This is a genomic window from Nocardia sp. NPDC050175, from assembly GCF_044459885.1.
Taxonomy (GTDB): domain Bacteria; phylum Actinomycetota; class Actinomycetes; order Mycobacteriales; family Mycobacteriaceae; genus Nocardia.
In genome coordinates this window covers 129,213-147,002 of record NZ_JBITJI010000003.1, presented here as the reverse complement: position 1 = coordinate 147,002, position 17,790 = coordinate 129,213, and the positions used below count along the sequence as shown (strand labels likewise).

At 68.0% G+C, this 17,790-nt stretch carries 20 protein-coding genes; 11 read left to right on the top strand and 9 right to left on the bottom strand.

Going from position 1 to position 17,790, the window contains the following annotated elements; all coding sequences use genetic code 11:
• The first annotated feature begins 2 nt into the window (after positions 1 to 2).
• Together ACIBK2_RS11595 and ACIBK2_RS11590 are read left to right on the top strand one after the other, a co-directional pair.
• The gene (locus tag ACIBK2_RS11595) at positions 3 to 230 is read left to right on the top strand and encodes a hypothetical protein (protein WP_396966186.1); all 228 of its coding nucleotides are present in this window, start codon (positions 3 to 5) and stop codon (positions 228 to 230) included.
• A gap of 49 nt (positions 231 to 279) precedes the next feature.
• Positions 280 to 1,098, top strand: a complete 819-nt coding sequence (locus tag ACIBK2_RS11590) for a rhomboid-like protein (RefSeq protein WP_396966184.1) — start codon at positions 280 to 282, stop codon at positions 1,096 to 1,098.
• A 3-nt stretch (positions 1,099 to 1,101) separates the two neighbouring features.
• Here ACIBK2_RS11590 and ACIBK2_RS11585 read toward each other — a convergent pair whose 3' ends face one another.
• Both ACIBK2_RS11585 and ACIBK2_RS11580 read right to left on the bottom strand, forming a co-directional pair.
• Positions 1,102 to 2,286 carry a cation:proton antiporter gene (locus ACIBK2_RS11585; RefSeq protein WP_396966182.1) on the bottom strand — a complete coding sequence of 395 codons (1,185 nt, stop codon included), beginning with the start codon at positions 2,284 to 2,286 and terminating at the stop codon, positions 1,102 to 1,104.
• Between the two features lie 5 nt (positions 2,287 to 2,291).
• A complete protein-coding gene (locus tag ACIBK2_RS11580) occupies positions 2,292 to 2,774 on the bottom strand; it encodes a cation:proton antiporter regulatory subunit (RefSeq protein WP_396966180.1) in 483 nt (160 codons plus the stop codon).
• 93 nt (positions 2,775 to 2,867) lie between these two features.
• Between ACIBK2_RS11580 and ACIBK2_RS11575 the strand changes: the two genes are divergently transcribed.
• Positions 2,868 to 4,061 carry a sensor histidine kinase gene (locus ACIBK2_RS11575; RefSeq protein ID WP_396966178.1) on the top strand — a complete coding sequence of 398 codons (1,194 nt, stop codon included), beginning with the start codon at positions 2,868 to 2,870 and terminating at the stop codon, positions 4,059 to 4,061.
• On the top strand, positions 4,058 to 4,705 hold the full coding sequence (locus ACIBK2_RS11570; protein ID WP_357378970.1) for a response regulator transcription factor: 648 nt from the start codon (positions 4,058 to 4,060) through the stop codon (positions 4,703 to 4,705). Before ACIBK2_RS11575 ends, ACIBK2_RS11570 begins: the two co-directional genes overlap by 4 nt.
• A 1-nt stretch (position 4,706) precedes the next feature.
• On the opposite strand, the gene ACIBK2_RS11565 is transcribed toward ACIBK2_RS11570, so the two are convergent.
• Positions 4,707 to 5,027: a DUF952 domain-containing protein gene (locus ACIBK2_RS11565; RefSeq protein ID WP_379283857.1), complete on the bottom strand. Its 321-nt coding sequence runs from the start codon at positions 5,025 to 5,027 to the stop codon at positions 4,707 to 4,709.
• A 312-nt stretch (positions 5,028 to 5,339) separates the two neighbouring features.
• On the opposite strand from ACIBK2_RS11565, the gene ACIBK2_RS11560 reads away from it, so the two are divergent.
• Positions 5,340 to 5,534 carry a hypothetical protein gene (locus ACIBK2_RS11560; protein ID WP_150405918.1) on the top strand — a complete coding sequence of 65 codons (195 nt, stop codon included), beginning with the start codon at positions 5,340 to 5,342 and terminating at the stop codon, positions 5,532 to 5,534.
• A 47-nt stretch (positions 5,535 to 5,581) separates the two neighbouring features.
• Here ACIBK2_RS11560 and ACIBK2_RS11555 read toward each other — a convergent pair whose 3' ends face one another.
• Positions 5,582 to 6,379 (bottom strand): TetR/AcrR family transcriptional regulator C-terminal domain-containing protein, encoded by a 798-nt coding sequence (locus ACIBK2_RS11555; RefSeq protein ID WP_396966175.1) that lies wholly within the window; start codon positions 6,377 to 6,379, stop codon positions 5,582 to 5,584.
• A 118-nt stretch (positions 6,380 to 6,497) separates the two neighbouring features.
• Between ACIBK2_RS11555 and ACIBK2_RS11550 the strand changes: the two genes are divergently transcribed.
• Together ACIBK2_RS11550 and ACIBK2_RS11545 are read left to right on the top strand one after the other, a co-directional pair.
• Positions 6,498 to 8,231: a DEAD/DEAH box helicase gene (locus tag ACIBK2_RS11550; RefSeq protein ID WP_396967193.1), complete on the top strand. Its 1,734-nt coding sequence runs from the start codon at positions 6,498 to 6,500 to the stop codon at positions 8,229 to 8,231.
• Positions 8,231 to 8,788, top strand: a complete 558-nt coding sequence (locus ACIBK2_RS11545; RefSeq protein ID WP_396966173.1) for a hypothetical protein — start codon at positions 8,231 to 8,233, stop codon at positions 8,786 to 8,788. The genes ACIBK2_RS11550 and ACIBK2_RS11545 overlap by 1 nt, the downstream gene beginning before the upstream one ends.
• A gap of 82 nt (positions 8,789 to 8,870) precedes the next feature.
• On the opposite strand, the gene ACIBK2_RS11540 is transcribed toward ACIBK2_RS11545, so the two are convergent.
• A complete protein-coding gene (locus tag ACIBK2_RS11540; protein ID WP_396966171.1) occupies positions 8,871 to 9,440 on the bottom strand; it encodes a class I SAM-dependent methyltransferase in 570 nt (189 codons plus the stop codon).
• Positions 9,441 to 9,495: 55 nt separating this feature from the next.
• Here ACIBK2_RS11540 and ACIBK2_RS11535 point away from each other — a divergent pair, with 55 nt between their 5' ends.
• Positions 9,496 to 10,263, top strand: a complete 768-nt coding sequence (locus ACIBK2_RS11535; protein WP_396966169.1) for an AraC family transcriptional regulator — start codon at positions 9,496 to 9,498, stop codon at positions 10,261 to 10,263.
• A gap of 673 nt (positions 10,264 to 10,936) precedes the next feature.
• On the opposite strand, the gene ACIBK2_RS11530 is transcribed toward ACIBK2_RS11535, so the two are convergent.
• A complete protein-coding gene (locus tag ACIBK2_RS11530; RefSeq protein WP_396966167.1) occupies positions 10,937 to 11,677 on the bottom strand; it encodes an SDR family NAD(P)-dependent oxidoreductase in 741 nt (246 codons plus the stop codon).
• Positions 11,678 to 11,783: 106 nt separating this feature from the next.
• On the opposite strand from ACIBK2_RS11530, the gene ACIBK2_RS11525 reads away from it, so the two are divergent.
• Positions 11,784 to 12,389, top strand: a complete 606-nt coding sequence (locus ACIBK2_RS11525; RefSeq protein WP_396966165.1) for a TetR/AcrR family transcriptional regulator — start codon at positions 11,784 to 11,786, stop codon at positions 12,387 to 12,389.
• A gap of 243 nt (positions 12,390 to 12,632) precedes the next feature.
• On the opposite strand, the gene ACIBK2_RS11520 is transcribed toward ACIBK2_RS11525, so the two are convergent.
• Positions 12,633 to 14,321 carry a DEAD/DEAH box helicase gene (locus ACIBK2_RS11520; protein WP_396967191.1) on the bottom strand — a complete coding sequence of 563 codons (1,689 nt, stop codon included), beginning with the start codon at positions 14,319 to 14,321 and terminating at the stop codon, positions 12,633 to 12,635.
• A gap of 281 nt (positions 14,322 to 14,602) precedes the next feature.
• Between ACIBK2_RS11520 and ACIBK2_RS11515 the strand changes: the two genes are divergently transcribed.
• The gene (locus tag ACIBK2_RS11515; RefSeq protein WP_396966163.1) at positions 14,603 to 15,772 is read left to right on the top strand and encodes a YihY/virulence factor BrkB family protein; all 1,170 of its coding nucleotides are present in this window, start codon (positions 14,603 to 14,605) and stop codon (positions 15,770 to 15,772) included.
• Here the strand turns inward: ACIBK2_RS11515 and ACIBK2_RS11510 are convergent.
• Positions 15,745 to 15,990, bottom strand: a complete 246-nt coding sequence (locus ACIBK2_RS11510; RefSeq protein ID WP_379283925.1) for a DUF3039 domain-containing protein — start codon at positions 15,988 to 15,990, stop codon at positions 15,745 to 15,747. The two genes, ACIBK2_RS11515 and ACIBK2_RS11510, sit on opposite strands and share 28 nt — an antisense overlap.
• A gap of 96 nt (positions 15,991 to 16,086) precedes the next feature.
• On the opposite strand from ACIBK2_RS11510, the gene ACIBK2_RS11505 reads away from it, so the two are divergent.
• Positions 16,087 to 16,506 carry a DUF3099 domain-containing protein gene (locus ACIBK2_RS11505; RefSeq protein ID WP_396966161.1) on the top strand — a complete coding sequence of 140 codons (420 nt, stop codon included), beginning with the start codon at positions 16,087 to 16,089 and terminating at the stop codon, positions 16,504 to 16,506.
• Here ACIBK2_RS11505 and ACIBK2_RS11500 read toward each other — a convergent pair whose 3' ends face one another.
• Complete coding sequence (locus ACIBK2_RS11500) at positions 16,507 to 17,790, bottom strand: MFS transporter (RefSeq protein WP_396966159.1); 1,284 nt, start codon at positions 17,788 to 17,790, stop codon at positions 16,507 to 16,509. It lies immediately after the preceding gene.

Here is a 17,790-nt window from a genome sequence, read left to right as displayed (position 1 = left end):
TCATGAAAACACTCACGCAGGTACTGAAAATCGGCATCCTGACCGCCGCGTTCGTCGGCCTGGCCATCCCCGGCGCGCACGCCGACACGTGGCACGCCACGGTGGAATGTAAGGGCAAAGGCAGCGCCGTGGGGTACGGAAACAATGCCGAGGAAGCTGTCACCGACGCTCTCACGAAACTCGGCGTAGGTCCCTACGGACCGGGCTGCACGATCACCAACGTCGGGTAACAGGCGAGCCGGTCGGGGCTTCCCGGCCCGGACACGGCAGACTGGGTAGGTGGTTGCCTCTACCTCGAGCAGGCTCGAGACACCCTGGACCCAGACGGTCGATCTGGTCACGGAACTGCGGGCGGCATGGGCGTGGTTACGCCGCCCGCGGCTCTGGCGTCGAGTGCTCCCAGCGATTCGAGCGCATCTGTCCGCCGCACCGGCCAGCACCGCCTACGCCTTCACCCTGTTCGTCACCTGGTGGACGCTGCGTGGCCTCGGTGACTCGACCGAACATCGACTGATCCTGTCCGCGTCCACCAATCTGATCAACATGCGGCACAATCCGGTTCAGGTGCTGGTCGCCTCCGCGTTCTGGACCGACGGCGGCTTCCCGTGGACCACCATCGGCAGCTTCCTGATCGTGATGGCCGCCGCCGAACGCTGGCTCGGCACCAGTCGCTGGATCCTGTTGTTCGCCGCCGGGCACATCGGCGCGACCCTGCTCACGGTCACCGGGATCTCGCACGCCATCGACCACGGCATCATCCCGTTCAAGGTGGCGCACGCCACCGACGTCGGTACCAGTTACGGCTTCACCGCGGTGCTGGCCGCGATGGCGTTCCGATTCCGCGGGTCGACGCGACTGATCTGGGCCGTCACGCTCATCGTGGTGCTGGTCGCGGCGGCATTCAGCGGGCCGTCGTTCACCGACTACGGCCATCTCTGTGCGATGGTGATCGGCTTCCTGATCGCGATACTCGCGACCACCGTGTGGCGCTGGATCGATCGAGCGACGGCGCGCCGCGCGGCACGCGAACTGGACGAGCCTGCGCCTACGACGGTGGGAGTCGCGGATTCCGCGGCGACCCCTACTGCTAGCGGGTGACTGTCACGGAGTGACGACGGCGGGCTTCATGCGCCGCTGCACCAGCCCGACCACCGGCTCGACGACGCGCGCGGCAATGGGACCGACGATCGCCATCAGCAGCACGTAGGCCGACGCGAGCGCGGCCAGTTGTCCGTCGACACCGCCCATGGTCACCGCCAATCCGGCGATGACGATGGAGAATTCGCCGCGCGCGACCAGTGCCGCGCCCGCCCGCGCCCGGCCCATCGGCCGGATGCCCTGCCTGCTGGCCGCCCACCAGCCGGTGGCGATCTTGGTCAGTGTGGTGACCACCGCCAGCGCCACCGCCCAGCCGAGCACCGGCGGAATGGCCTGTGGGTCGGTGGTGAGCCCGAACGCCACGAAGAAGATCGCCGCGAACAGATCACGCAGCGGTTCCAGCAGTTTCGCGGCCTCGTGCGCGGTCGAGCCGGAGATGGCGATGCCGAGCAGGAACGCCCCGACCGCCGCGGACACGTTCAACGCCGAGGCGACACCGGCCACCAGCAGCGCCGCGCCGAGCAGCTTCAGCAGGAACACCTCGTTGTCCGAGCTGTCCACGATGGCCGAAACGTACCGGCCATAACGCAGCGCGACGACCAGCACCACCGTGATCGCGGTGAGCGCGACCGCCAGGGACTTCGCACCGCTGGCGAAGCTCAGCCCGGCCAGGATGGTGGTGAGGATCGGCAGATACACCGCCATCGCCAGATCCTCGAACACCAGGATCGACAGGATCACCGGTGTCTCCCGGTTACCGAGTCGCCCGAGGTCGTTGAGGACCTTCGCGACGATGCCCGAGGACGAGATGTAGGTGACACCGCCCATGGTGACCGCGCCGACCGCGCCCCAGCCCAGGATCAACGCCACGATCACACCGGGCGTCGCGTTCGCCACGATGTCGACCAGACCGGCCGCCCAGGACCGGCGCAGGCCGGTCATCAATTCCGGCGCCGTGTACTCCAGGCCGAGCAGCAACAACAGCAGCACGACACCGATTTCGCCTGCTATGTGGCCGAATTCGTTGGCGGCGCTGAGTTCGATGAAGCCGCCCTGGCCGAAGGCGAGGCCGCCGATCAGGTAGAGCGGAATGGGAGACATCCCGAAGCGACCGGCCAACCGCCCGAACGTGCCGAGGGCAAACAGAATCGCTCCGAGCTCGATCAAGGCGAGCGCGGTTTCAGTCACTGGTTTCAGCCGTGCGTGAGGATCTTCGCGGCGGCGTCCAAGCCGTCCGGGGTACCGACGACGACGAGCACATCGCCTGAGGTGAAGGTGAAGTCAGGGCCAGGTGAGGGATGCAACTGGCCGGCCCGCATGACCGCGACGATGGACACCTTGGTGCGGGTGCGCATCGCGGTCTCGCCGAGTGTGCGTCCGCCGTACGGCGATTCGTCGGCGATGGGCAGCTGCCGGGTGGTTATGCCGGGCAGGTCGCTGTGTTCGTCGTTCAGCTTCGCGACCAGCTGCGGCGCGCCGAGCAGATTGGCGAGCACCGCCGCCTCGTCGACACTCAGCGGGATCTGCGCGGCGCAGGCGTCGGGATCGTCCATCTTGGAGACGATGAGGTCGATATCGCCGTCGCGATGCGCGACCACGCCGATCCGGCGGCCGGAGCGCACCTCGAAGTCTTTGCGGACTCCAATCCCGGGTAGGGCAGTCACGTCGACATTCACGGGGTCCAGGTTAGCCCGATGTCCGATTCACTCGACCGCGCGGTCATCACTTCGGCGGACGGCGCCTGGTCAGAGCTGTGCTGAGATAGTGGGGTGAGGCAGTGGTCGGAGGTCCCCGGTACCGCGCGCGACGCGCTGGGCGCGCTGCTCTCGTTCGCCGCCGGGACCGGGCTCTACGCCGCGAGCCTGTACGCCCTGGTCGAGCGCGGGGTCGAGGTGCCGCTGACGACGCGGCTCGTCGTGTTCGCGCCGCTGTGCCTGTTGACGATGTGCCGTCGTCGAATGCCGGTGCTGGCCATGATCGTCGGGCTGGTGCCATTGCTGGTCGACATGCGCCTGGGCCCGTCGGTGCCGGTGTGGATTCTGTACGGCGACCTGATTTACGCAGCCGTGCTGTATTCGGCGCAGCGGGCGTCGCGGATCACGATGGTGGTCTGGTCGGTGTTCTCGGGCTTGGTGGTGATCCTGACGCTGGTCCGTACCGGCGATCTGCGGGCGGTCTCGATCGCGCTGGTCGTCGTGTTCGCGTTCATCGCCACGCCGCTGTGGTGGGCGAATTCGGTACGCACGCACAAGGAGATCGCCGGTGCCGAACGCGCCCGCGCCCAGGCGCTCACCCTGGTCGCCGAGCTGGACCGGCGCGCCGCCATCGCCGACGAACGCACCACCATGGCGCGCGATCTGCACGACGTGATCGCCGGGCACCTGTCGGCCATCGCGATCCAGTCCGAGGCCGCGCTGGGGGTGATGAGCCGCAAGGAAATCGACCCCGCGGTCACCGGGATCATGCGGTCGATCCGGACCAACAGCGTCAGCGCGCTGCAGGAGATGCGCACCATGATCGGGCTGCTGCGCAGCGACGGCGGCACCGACGAGGTGGCCGCGCCGCGCAGGCTGGCGCAGCTGCCCATCCTGGTCGACGCCGCCCGCGCGGCCGGGATCAGCGTGCGGGTGCGCGAAACGCTCGACGGGACCGAACTTCCCAGCGCGGTCGATCAGGCCGCGTACCGCATCGTTCAGGAGGCATTGACCAACGCCATGAAACACGCACCGGGACAAGAGGTCGAGATCGAGGTCGGCGCGCGGGACGGGGAGCTACGGGTGCTGGTGCGCAACCCGATGGCGGCGCTCGCCGTGCGGCGGGCCGAGAACGGCGACCCGCACCGCGGCCTGATCAACATGCGCGAGCGCACCGCCGCGCTCGGCGGAAACTTCACCGCCGGACCGGATTCCGGCCGGTGGGAAGTGCTCGCCCACCTGCCGCTCACCGCGGCGAGCGCGTCATGACGATCCGGGTACTGATCGCCGACGACCATGCCGCGATCCGCGCCGGGCTGCGGATGATCCTGGACGCCGAGGATGACATCGAGGTGGTCGGCGAGGCGGCCGACGGCGATGTCGCGGTCGCGCAGGCCAAGGCGCTGCGGCCGCACGTGGTGCTGATGGACGTGCGGATGCCCGGCGTCGACGGGATCACCGCGACCGAGCGGGTCACCGCCGACGGGCTGGCCAAGGTGTTGATCCTGACAACGTTCGATCTGGACGAGTACGTCTTCCGGACCTTGCGCGCGGGCGCGTCGGGTTTCGTGCTGAAGTCCGCGTCGGGGCAGTCGCTGATCGAGGCCGTGCGCACGGTGGCGGCGGGCGACGGCGTGCTCGCCCCGGAGGTGACCCGGGCGGTGATCACCGCGTTCGCCGCGACGGATACCGATGCGGCCGAACCGGAACCGAGCGGCTTCGGCGACCTCACCGAACGCGAACGCGAGGTGCTCGACTGCCTCGGCGACGGGCTGTCCAACGCGCAGATCGCCGGTCGCCTGTTCATCGGCGAGACCACCGTGAAAACGCACGTGTCCCGGGTGTTGACGAAACTCGGTGTGCGGTCGCGGGTTCAGGCGGCCATCGTGGCGCGCGAGGTCCGCGACCGATAGCTCATTTGGCCAATGGCGCGAACACGCCATCCGGACCGGGCTGGAACTCCTCGACCGCGATCACCGCGCCCGTCGGCAGCGGCCCGTACAGGTGCGGGAACAGCATCGACTCGGGGTCGGTCGGCACGCCGGGCTCCCACTTCACCGGCGCGCCGAGCCGGGCCGGGTCGAGGCGGAGCAGCACCAGGTCGCGGCGACCGGCGAAGAGGCGGTTCGCGGGCAGGTGGGCCTGCTGCGGCGCGGACAGATGGATGAACCCCACCTCGTCGAGCGACGGCGCGCGATACTCGCCCGTTTGCCGAGCGGAAAGCCACTCGCCCAAAGTGCATATGTGAACAAGCGTGTGAGTGTCATGGGTCACGGGTAATCTCCCGGTAGACAACTGGATCGGCCTGTTCGAGGTGGTGACCAAACGTAGTTCGTAGCGTGACCTGGGATGTTCGCCAGTAGCGAAATCCCTGGTCGTGTTATCGAAAACACACAGAATCACTCACGGGAACAAAGCCCCCGTCCCGAACGTCTGACAGAGTAGTCATACCACTGCTGGGAAGTAGCGGTTGCGAGCCCGCGGAGTGACCACGGGCCCCACACCAGGCGAACGGTCTGTGAAACCGGGAGCCAGGACGGAGGAGTCATGCCAGGAACCCTGACTAGCACCCCACTGACCGCGGTCGATCGTTGCGACCGCTGCGGGGCGGCAGCACGAGTGCGTGCCGTTCTGCCCGCAGGTGGAGAGTTGCTCTTCTGCCAGCACCACGCGAACGAACACATGGATCGACTGCGTGAGCTGGAAGCCGTGATCGATACGGAATCCGCTCCCGCAATCTGACCACTCCTCGCGTCCTGAGATAACAGCATCCGACAACAGAAAACCGTTTACCGCAGCGGGCGATCCTCGGATCGCCCGCTGTCGGTGTGTTCAGGGGTTTTCCGGTCCTGGAGGATTCCGTCCAGCAGCCGGGCCAGGCCGTAGTCGAAGGCGCCGTCCGGGTCCGCCGGGGCTTGATACAGCTCGCCGACCGCCTGGCCGACCCGGGACGACAGTGGAAACAGACTGGACGGCATGGCCTGAGCGAGCAAGGGGCCGTACACCTCCCACCACTGCGCGTCGGTCATATCCTGCGTGTCGCGCTGCGCCCCGACCGCGACACGCGCGTTGCCGGTGGCGAATTCCGACAAAACGGCGATCACCCGATCCAGCTCGACCTCCGACAGGCCGATGCCGTCGATGGCGGCCAGCTGCCGTTCGTAGCGGCGCATCCGGCCGGGGCCGATCACCTGACGCCACGGCGACACTTCCAGCAGCCACGGATGGGCGATCAGCTCAGCGCGCGTCTGGCGGGCAATGGCGGCCATCCGCTCGCGAGCGGGCAAGGTCGATGGGATCGGCGTGTCCTCGTCGGCCACCGCGTCGACCATCAGCACGGTCAGCGCGTCCTTGCTCGGGACGTAGGTGTACAGGCTCATCGGACGTAGGCCCAGTTCGGCGGCCACCGCCCGAATGGACACCTTCGCGTAGCCGTCCCGATCGGCGAGCGCCACCGCGGCGTCGACCACCGCGTCCACACTGACCGTCGGCTTCGGTCCGCGCCCACCCGACCGCGGCGGGAGTTCGTGCCGCCACAGCAGGCTCACCAGTTGTTTGGCCTGCTCGGCGGCGGATTCGTCGGGCAAGGGACTCCTCGGAACAAACTCGGTACTCTGTACGTTATTCAGATACTTCGTACACCATACGCCGATGGAGGGGTTCGCTCTGCCCAGCACACAGGCCACTTATCTGCCCGACCGTCACATGTTCGCGTTATGGACCTGGACCGGGCAGCACACCGGGTCGGCACCCGCCGCGCTCGGTGATCGGGAGACGCTGACCCTTGCCGTGCCAACCGGGTTCGACGGGGCGATCGAGGTCGGCGAGGTCGATTGCGCGTTGATCGATCCCGCGACCTTCGGCGCGCTCGAGCTCGCCGATGCGGGGGCGTCCGTGCAAGTTTGGCGTACGACACTGGACGACGAATCCCCCGATTCACTGCCGATCGCGGCGCATGCGGTACCGAACGCGGCGGGCACCTCGATCGTGTCCGCCGAGCGTGCGATGCGGGTGCTGCGCGAGACCCAAGCCGTGACAACGGAATTGCGATCGGCCCTGAAAGCCGATCTGCGGCCGTATCAGGTGCGCGGGGTCAGCTGGCTGCGGGAAACCACCGCGGCGCACGGCGGGGCCGTGCTGGCCGACGAGATGGGCCTCGGAAAGACCGTGCAGACCATCGGTTTTCTGCTCGGGCGGGCGGCCGCCGGACCGCAGCTCGTCGTGTGCCCGACCTCGCTGGTGGGCAACTGGGCGCACGAGATCGATCGGTTCGCGCCGGGACTGCGCGTGGTGGTGTGGCGCGGCGGTGAAATCGATGCGGGTGCGGGGACTGTCGTCGTCGCCGGATATCCCACGGTGCGGATACACAAGCAGCACCTGGACGAGCGCCGCTGGGCGACGGCCGTTTTCGACGAGGCGCAGGCGTTGAAGAATCCGGGCACGCAGCTGTCCAAGGCCGCGCGGGCGCTCGACGCCGAGGTGCGCGTCGCACTGACCGGCACGCCGGTGGAGAACCATCTCGAGGAACTGTGGGCGCTGCTGAACCTGGTGACGCCCAAGCTGTTCGGGCACAAGACGCAGTTTCGTCGGCGATTCGTCCGGCCGATCCAGGAGGGATCCGCGGCCGCGGCGGCGCGGTTGCAGGACGCCATCGAACCCGTCGTGCTCACCAGGAAGAAGGCGCAGGTCGCCGCGTCGCTGCCGGCCAAGATCCACACCGACCTGCTGTGTGATCTCACCGACGAGCAGGAAGAGCTCTACGACAAGCTGCTCGTCCGCGCCATCGACGACGGATTCGGCACCGGCATCGACCGCCAGAGCCGGGTGCTCGCGGCGCTGACCGCGCTCAAACAGGTCTGCAACCATCCCGGCCTGGTCACCGGCGAGCTCACCGAGCTCGCGGGCCGCTCCGGAAAGCTGGACCTGTGCACCGACATCCTGGCCAACAACCTCGAAATGAACGCGCCCACCCTGATTTTCACCCAGTACCGGCAAACCGGTGAGCTGCTGGTCCGGCACCTGGCCGAGCAGTTCGGGATCACGACGCCGTTCTTCCACGGTGGGCTGAACCAGGCCGAGCGGGCCGCCATCGTGACCGGCTTCCAGGCCGAGGACGGGCCGCCGGTACTGGTTCTCAGCCTGCGCGCCGCGGGCACCGGTCTCACCTTGACCCGCGCCGCGGACGTCATCCACTTCGACCGCTGGTGGAACCCGGCGGTCGAGGCGCAGGCCTCAGACCGCGCACACCGCATCGGCCAGACCCGGACGGTCACCGTCACCACCCTCACCTCGACCACCTCCGTCGAAGAGCACATCGCACGCATGCACGACCGCAAGTCCGCGCTCTCGGACCTCGGCGACTCGGCGGGCATCGCCGCACTCGCCCGCCTCGACGACGACCAACTCGTCGAGATCCTGCGCCGAAAGAGGGAGAACTGATGGCGGACAACGAGTTCGGCTACACCAAATGGGGCAGGGATTGGGTTCGCCTTGCCGAACCGCTCAGCCAGACCCGGCCCGAACCGCTGCTCCCCCGCGCTCGCTCCATCGCACGCAACCACGGCGTCAAGGCCACCATCGAGGGGCGCGTCGTGCGCGCCACCATTCATCGCGGCAGTGAGGCCTCGGTGATCCACCTGGAAGTGACGCCGATGCCCCGGGCCGCGATCACTGCGATCGGTGAGATCCTCCCGGACACCACCGTGCTCACCGACGACATGCATCGAGCGGTGGTTGCCGCCGAACTCAGCATCGCGCCTGTACTCGCCGGGACCGACTGCTCGTGTAAGGCGCGCACGGCACGGTGCCTGCATGTGCTGGCCGCGTTCTACGACATGGCGAGCCGGGTGGACGAAAACCCGCGCCTCGCCTTGGAAGTGCAGGGGTATTTCCAAGCCGCACAGGATGATTCACCCGCTCCTGTGGAAGTACCACGGTGGGTACCGATCAACACCTTCGCCCCCGCCACCTACTTCGATGCCGCAGCCCCGGCCTGACCGAGGCTCACAGACCCTGCATACGCCTCACAGGAGCGAACACGCCCTCTGTGAGGCGTACCGACACTCTGTGGATGTCGCGTCAGTCAGGCCGACGGGCCTGGAAGCGGAAGCTTGTTGCGCCCGTTTCAATTTGGACGTCAGTGAACCCGATGCGGGTCAGGCGGTCAGCGGCGGTTTCCGGCGGGACGGGAACGCAGGTGTCGCCGATATGCATCAGGCGGAACATGCGGCTGTCGAGGCCGTCGCTGCCCGCGAAGACGCCACCGGGACGCAGGACGCGTAGCGCTTCGGCGAACAGGGCGTCCTGCTGGACGGGCGTCGGCACGTGATGCAGCATGGTGAAGCACACCACCGAGTCGAATTCCTTTACCGGGAAAGGCATCTCGGTGCCGTCACCCTCCACCACCGTCATCACCGATCCGTGCCGGGTGCGCAGCCGCGCGGCCAGGTCCGGGTCGATCTCGACGCCGGTGAGGGTGCCTGCGCGGTCGAGCAACGCGCGCACATTCGCGCCGTAGCCGGGGCCGATCTCGAGGGCAGAGCCGCCGAGGTCGAGGCCGGACAGCGCCCAAGGCACGATCTTCGTCGCGCTGGTCCGTTCCCACATCGACGAGCGACAGCAGAATCGGTGGAAGAGGTTCATCGCCATGCGCATGACGCTAGGAGCCGACGGCCGTGACCGCGATGAGCTACGGTGACATATTGTGTCGCGAAACGGCCATCCGTCCGTCCAGCCCGACCCGCCCGGTTCCACCGCGATGGTACTGGGCGCCGGGGTGCTGCCGGCCGGTTACTGGTTCGATACCCACGAGCATCCACTGCACCAGATCGCTTGGGCCGCAAGAGGAGTCATCGCCGTCGAGGTCGGCGACAATCGTTGGGTGTTGCCGCCGACCCGAGCCCTGTGGATCCCCAGCGGCCTCCCGCACCGCACCGGCACCGCCGACGGCGCGGACATGCGCGGTATCTACGTCGAACCCGAACGCTGTCCCGTCGCCTTCACCGCGCCGACGATGATGCGCGTCACCCGACTGCTGCACGAACTGTTCGACCATCTCGGCGCCCCGGACACGACCCTCGATCGCCGGGAACGGGCCGAGTCCGTGGTCTTCGACCTGATCGAACCCGTCGACGTGATCCCCATCGGCGCCCACTCACCCACCGACCCCCGCGCCAAGCAGGTCGCCGACGCCCTGACCGCCGACCCCGCCGACAACCGCACCCTCACCGAATTCGCCACCGCCGTAGCCACCAGTCCCCGCACCCTCGCCCGCCTCTTCATCGCGGAAACCGGAATCAGCTTCGGCCAGTGGCGAACTCAGATCCGCCTCACCGCGTCCCTCCCCCTGCTGGCCGCAGGGCTCCCGATCGCCCGCATCGCAGGCCGCGTCGGCTACGCCACCCCCAGCGCCTACGTCGCCGCATTCCGCCGCGCCGTAGGCGTCTCTCCGGGGCGATACTTCGCTGGCTAGTCCGCCATTCCGGACCATCGCCTGTCTCCTGCCGCTACTGGCCTGCGATCGCCCGCATCGCCGATCGTGTCGACTATGCCTGCCCTGGTGCGTGGAGGAAGCGTCACTTCCGACGGCAGGAGTGGTCGCCGCATTCCGCCGCGCCGTAGGGGTCTCGCCGGGCAGATACTTCGCTGGCTAGTCCGCCCCCTCGGACCATTGCCTACCGCCTGTCGCTACTGGCCTGCGATCGCCCGCATCGCAGGGCGCGTCGGCTACGCCACCCCCAGCGCCTACGGCGCCGCATTCCGCCGCGCTGTAGGCGTCTCGCCGGGCAGATACTTCGCTGGCTAGTCCGCCCCCTCGGACCATTGCCTACCGCCTGTCGCTACTGGCCCGCGATCGCCCGCATCGCAGGGCGCGTCGGCTACGCCACCCCCAGCGCCTACGGCGCCGCATCCCACCGCGCTGTAGGCGTCTCGCCCGGGCGAGACTTCGCCGGCAGGCCGCCATTCCGGACCGTCGCCTGTCTCCCTGCCGCTACTGGCCGACGGCCTACATCGCCGATCGTGTCGACTATGCCTGCCCTAATGCGTGGGGTAAGCGTCACTTCCGATGGCACGAGTGGTCGCGGCGACGTTCCACCGGACACCGTCGCGCCCCCCGAGACTGCTCGAGTTGGCGGCGCGAGAACCTACGCGTTGGAGCCACCGTCGACCGTGAAGATCGAGCCGGTGACGCTGCGGCCCGTCTCCCCTGCGAGGAACGCGACCATCGCGGCCATGTCGTCCGGCTTCGCGAAGTGGCCGAGGGCGGTCAGCTCGACCTGGGTGTCGTAGTGGCCGCCGTCGACCGGATTCATGTCTGTCACAGTGGATCCCGGCTGCAGCAGGTTCACGGTGATCGCGCGGGGGCCGAGTTCGCGGGCGAGGGCCTTGGTGAATCCGTTCAGCGCCGACTTGCTCAGGTTGTAGAGGGAGAGCCCGGCGAAGGGGGCGTGCTCGGACAGGTTGGTGCCGACGCTGATGATGCGACCACCGTCGGTCATGTGCGCGACCGCGGCCTGCGCGCCGACGAACGCGGCCCGCGCGTGGATGTTCAGCGCGCGGTCGACCTCCTCGAGGGTGAACTCTTCGAACGGCTTGGCGGGGAAGATGCCCGCATTGTTCACGAGGATGTCCAGCCGGCCCAGCTCGGCAGCGGCCTGGTTCACCGAGCGCACCACGTCACCGGCGTCGGCGCTGTCCGCCTGGATCGCCACCGCCCGGCGGCCGAGCGATTCGATCTCCGCGACAACGGATTTCGCCTGCACCTCGGCGCTCTGATAGGTGATCGCCACGTCCGCGCCGTCGGCCGCCAGCTTCCTGGCGATCGCCGCGCCGATCCCTCGGCTGCCGCCGGTCACCAGTGCCACCTTGCCCGTGAGATCCGACATCGGTCCTCCTTCAAATTCTGTGTCGATCAATACATAAATAGCTAAGCGCATCGACCGCACTGCCGTCAAGGGGTATATTTAACGATCGACACAGAAAGGATCGACCATGGCCGAACGCGGACGACCACGCGCCTTCGATCGCACCGACGCGCTGCGCCGCGCCATGGAGGTGTTCTGGGAGCACGGCTACGAGGGCTCGTCGATGACCGACCTCACCACCGCGATGGGCATCAACTCCCCCAGCCTCTACGCCGCGTTCGGCGGCAAAGAGGCGCTCTTCCGGGAGGCCATCGGCCTGTACGGGCAGACCGACGGCGGATACACCGCGCGGGCGTTACGCGAGGAGCCGACGGCGCGCGCCGCGATCGATGCGATGTTGCGGGACAACGCGATCGCCTACACCGTCGAGGACAAACCGCACGGCTGCATGGTTGTGCTGGCGGGCTCGACCTACACCACGCGCAGCGAGAGCATCCGCGATTTCCTGGTCGAAAAACGCAGGGAGACAACCGAAGATATTCGGCGACGACTGGATCGCGGTGTCACGGAAGGCGATCTGCCCGCAACCACCAACACCCATGGACTGGCTCACTTCTACACCACGGTGCTGTATGGATTGTCGATCCAGGCCCGCGATGGGGCTTCACTGGCGGACCTGACGCAGTCGATCGACTGTGCGATGGGGGCCTGGCCAACGACGGCTCCTGCCTGATGCGCCGGGCAGGCCCACTGCCTGCCCGATGCGCCCGGCAGGCCCGCTAGCCGGTCAGCCAGCAGTTCAAGGGCGGTCGGCGGCGCGTTGCATTGTGCGCCATGCCAATTGGCGGCTATCGCGAGGCCGACCCGCGACATCTGAGCCGGTCAGCTCCCCTGCCGATTGGCCGCGCGCCGCCATTCCGAGGCACGCCGGACGGGTGTTTCGCGACCTGCGGCGCTGGCGACCTCGCCGCCGCACCTACATCCGGCGCAGCGCCGCGATTCGCTCAACCAGTTGATCAGCCGACGCCAACGCTGTTGGCGGCCCGCCACATTCGCGGCGCAACTCACCATGGATTACTCCGTGCGGCTTGCTGGTCCGGTGGTGGTGCATGGCGACCAAGCTGTTGAGTTCACGCCGCAACTCACCCAATCGATCGGCGGTAGCGACTCTTTCGGCCGCACTCGCGACCTGCGGGCCCGGCTCGGGCGCGTTGGCCGATTCCCCACGGTCGGCGATCTGCTTGGTCTGCCGCTCGCGCAGCAGCGCGCGCATCTGGTCGGCGTCGAGCAGACCGGGGATGCCGAGATAGTCCGCCTCCTCGTCGCTACCCGCGAAAGTGGCGGTGCCGAAGGAGGATCCGTCGTAGATCACCTGATCGAGCTCGGCGTCGGCGGCCAGCGCGACGAAGGACTTCTCCTCCTCACCCGGCTCGTCCTGTTGCTTGTTCGCGTCGATCAGCAGCTCGTCGTCGAGCCCGTCCTTCTCCCGGTGCGGCTTGCCGATGACGTGGTCGCGCTGCAACTCCAGCTGCGCGGCCAGGTCCAGCAGCACCGGCACCGAGGGTAGGAACACGCTCGCGGTCTCGCCGGGCTTGCGCGCACGCACGAACCGGCCGATGGCCTGCGCGAAGTACAGCGGCGTCGAGGCGCTGGTCGCGTACACGCCGACCGCGAGGCGCGGCACGTCGACGCCCTCGGACACCATGCGCACCGCGACCATCCACGGTTCGGTGCTCGCGCCGAACTGCTCGATCCGATCCGAGGAGGTCGGTTCGTCGGACAGCACCAGCGCGGGCTTGGTGCCCGAAATGTGTTCCAGCAGTTCGGCGTAGTCGCGGGCCCGGTCCTGATCGGTGGCGATCACCAGGCCGCCCGCGTCGGGCATGCCGGTGCTGCGCAACTGGCGCAACCGCATGTCCGCGGCGCGCAGCACGGCCGAGATCCAGTCGCCGGCCGGGTCCAGCGCGGTGCGCCAGGCGCGGGCGGTCTGTTCGGGATTGAGCGGCTCGCCGAGCCGTGCGGTGTGCTCGTCGCCCGCGCTGTCGCGCCAGTGCGCCTCGCCGGAGTAGGCGAGGAACACCACGGGCCGGACCACGCCGTCGGCGAGGGCCTCGGAGTACCCGTAGGCGTGGTCGGCGCGCGAGCGCGGGAAACCCGACTCGTCGGGTTCGTAGGTGATGAACGGGATCTGACTGTCGTCGCTGCGGAACGGGGTTCCCGTGAGCGCGAGCCGCCGGGTCGCGTCGCCGAACGCCTCGGCCGTCGCCTCACCCCAGCTCTTCGCATCGCCCGCGTGGTGGATCTCGTCGAGAATCACCAGGGTCCTGCGGTTTTCGGTGCGCACCCGATGCCGGGACGGATGCGACGCGACCTGGGCGTAGGTGACCACGACACCGTGATAGTCGCCGGACGTGCCGCCGGTCGCGTTGGAGAACCGCGAATCCAGCTGGATCCCGGACCGGGCCGCGGAATGCGCCCACTGATGCTTGAGGTGCTCGGTGGGCGCGACGACCGTGATCTGGTCGACAGTCCGGTCGGCGAGCAGTTCGGCGGCCACCCGCAGCGCGAACGTGGTCTTGCCGGCGCCCGGCGTCGCCACCGCGAGGAAGTCGCGTGGCTTGGACGCCAGATACTTGGTCAAGGCCCGGCGCTGCCAGGCACGCAGCGATCCGCCGCCCGATGTACCGGAGCTGTTCGGCGTCCCCGACGCATCGGGTCTTACCGAATCGCCCGGTGTCTCCGCTTTTCCCGCCACAGCGGCGCCACCCGACCCAGTCACGCACTCGACCCTACTGGCCCGGCACGGCGTGTTGCTAAACCGACGCGGCATCGGCGACAGGCATCACATGTTCAACTACCGACACGCCGAAGTTCACCGATTGCCCGACGACACGTCGCCCCCGGAATCCGGTGCGGGGACGTCGGGTGCGCGATGCTGTAGACACGATGACCGACGAAAACTCCCTGCCGAGCGATCCGCTGCGGACCGACTTACCGTCGCTCAGCGGTGGCATCGCCGCGCGTCAGCTCACTTTCGGTCAGCGGGTGACCATCCGGCTGCGCCGCGCCCGCAGGAACACCACCAAGCTCATCGTGCGGGTGGTGGTGAAGGCGTGGGACGACTCGATCTTCGCCAAGTCCGCAGCCGCCGCGTTCTGGCAGACGCTGTCGCTGGCTCCGCTGCTGCTCGGCGTGCTCGGCAGCCTCGGTTATGTCGGCACGTGGTTCGGGCCGGACACTGTGCAAATCGTGGAATCCAAGATCATTTCGTTCAGCCGGGACCTGTTCAGTGCCAGCGTGGTGACGGATCTGATCGAACCGACCGTCAAGGACGTGCTCGGGAAGGGCCGCGGCGCGGTCGTTTCGGTGGGTTTCGTGCTGTCGCTGTGGGCCGGGTCGTCGGCGATGGCGACGTTCGTCGACTCGATCGTCGAGGCGCACGATCAGCAGGACCTGCGACATCCGGTGTGGCAGCGCATCTTCGCGCTGCTGCTGTACGTGGCGTTCCTGGTGGCCTCGGTGTTCATCCTGCCGCTGGTGGCGCTCGGGCCCACGCTGATCGGCCGGGTGATACCCGAACCGTGGCGGGTCACCGGACTGCAGCTGCTGGATTTCTTCTACTACCCCGGCGTCGGGTTGCTGCTGATCATCGTGCTGACCACGCTGTACAAGCTGGCGCTGCACACCTCGCTGCCCTGGCACCGGCTGTTCGGCGGGGCCTTGGTCGCGGCGGTGTTCTTCATCGCGGCCAGCGAGGTGCTGCGGCGGTATCTGGCGTGGGTGACCAAGACCGGCGTCAGTTACGGCGCGCTGGCAACGCCGATCGCGTTTCTGCTGTTCACGTACTTCCTCGGGTTCGCGGTGATCCTCGGCGCGGAATTCAACGCCGCCGTGCAGGAGTTCTGGCCCGCCCGGGCGACCCGGATGGAACAGGTGAAGGAGTGGATCACCAACCAGCTGACCGGGGATTCGTCCGACGAGGACGATCCGAAGACAGAAAGTAGCGCGACGGCGGAGAAGTCTCCGCCGTCACCTGTCGACGCACCCGATCAGCCGCATGCGGCGTCCTCGCAGACGCCCCAGCAACCTCAGTCGCCCTTTTTCAGCCCGTCGTAGACCTTCTTGCAGTCCGGGCAGACCGGCGAACCGGGCTTGGCCGACCTCGTCACCGGAAAGACCTCACCGCACAGCGCGACGACATGGGTGCCCATGACGGCGCTCTCCGCGATCCGGTCCTTCTTGACGTAGTGGAAGACTTTGGGGGTGTCGTCGCTCGTCGACTCGTCGGTGGTCGAATCGGGGCGAACCATGGTGTCGGTGCTCACGCATTCCATGATGCCGCATTCCAAGATGGGATGACTGATCACGGTCCGGTGTCCGCCTGACCACGCTGTGTGCGCTGGTGCGCCGACAGTGGAAGACTCAGAGATATGCAGCAGCACGGCGACTCTCCCAACGCCGACGACATCGGCCGTGGTGAGCGCCCGGACGTGACGATGCCGCCAGCTTCCACTGGCTCGGCCGGATACTTCCCCGGCACCGACGACAAGCATCCCGTCCTGATCACCGAGGCTCAACCCTCGCTGGAAGATCAGCATCGCTCCCGGGTCCGCCGGTACACCATCATCATGGCGTTCCGCATCCCCTGCCTGGTGCTGGCCGCGATCGCCTACAGCTCCTTCCACAGTGCGCTGCTGGCGATCCTCATCATCGCGGTCTCGATCCCGCTCCCGTGGATCGCCGTGCTCATCGCCAACGACCGGCCGCCCCGTCGCAAGGACGAACCCAGCCGCTGGGACGAGCGTCGCACCGCCATCGAGGCACGGTCACACAAGTCCATCGACGGCTGATCAGACCTTGCGGCGGACGAACGCGGACATGACCGCTGCGGTCGCGCACAGGCCACCGGCCAAGTACCAGGCCAAGTTGTAGCTGCCCTGCACGTCGCGGATAACGCCCGCGCCGGTGGCGGCGACGGCGGCACCGATCTGGTGCGAGGCGAACACCCAGCCGAAGGCGACCGGGCCGTCGTTCCCGAAGAGTTCGCGGCAGAGCACGACGGTGGGCGGGACGGTCGCGACCCAGTCGAGGCCGTAGAAAATGATGAACACCCACAGGCTGGGCTGGGTGTGCGGGCCGAGCAGCGACGGCAGGATCAGCAGCGACAAGCCGCGCAGCACGTAGTAGCCGATCAGCAGATAGCGCGGGTCGATGCGGTCGGTCAGCCAGCCGGACGCGATGGTGCCCGCCACATCGAAGATGCCGACCGTCGCAAGCAGGCTCGCCGCGGCGGTCGGCGGCATGCCGTGGTCGTGCGCGGCGCTGACGAAGTGGGTGCCGACCAGACCGTTGGTCGACGCACCGCAGACCGCGAAACCGCCTGCCAGCAGCCAGAATCCGGGCGTGCGTGCGATCTTGACCAGCACCGTGATGGCGCGCGAGGCGCCGACCGTCGCGGGTGTCCGCACACCGACGACACTGCCCGGCTCCGCACCGTAGGCGGTGACACCGACATCACTCGGGAAATCCCGAATGAACAGCAGCACCAACGGGACAACGGCCAGCGCGGTCCCGGCGACGATCAGCGACGGCAGCCGCCAACCATGCTCGTGCGCCAGCATGGAGATCAGCGGCAGGAACACCAGCTGACCGGTCGCACCCGCCGCCGTGAGCACCCCGGTGACCAGTCCGCGCTGGCGCACGAACCAGCGACCGGTGATGGTCGCCACGAACGGCATCGACATCGACCCCACCCCGACGCCGACCAGCAGGCCCCAGGTGAGCATCAGATGCCACGGCTGAGTCATGAACACCGTCAGCCCGGCACCCGCCGCGACGAGCACCAGCGCACCCGACACCACCTTGCGGATACCGAACCGGTCCATCAGGGCCGCCGCGAACGGCGAAATCAGCCCGTACAACAGCAGATTCAGCGATACCGCCGATCCGATCGTGCCGTGCGACCAGCCGAACTCCTCGTGCAGCGGATCCATCAGCACGCTCGGCACCGAACGGAACGCGGCGGCACCAAGCAACGCGATGAATCCGACGCCCGCGACGATCCACGCGGGATGCGGACCGCGCCTGATGACGGTGTCGGGGGGCGGGACGGTCGGCGTCTGCAGTTCGGTCAC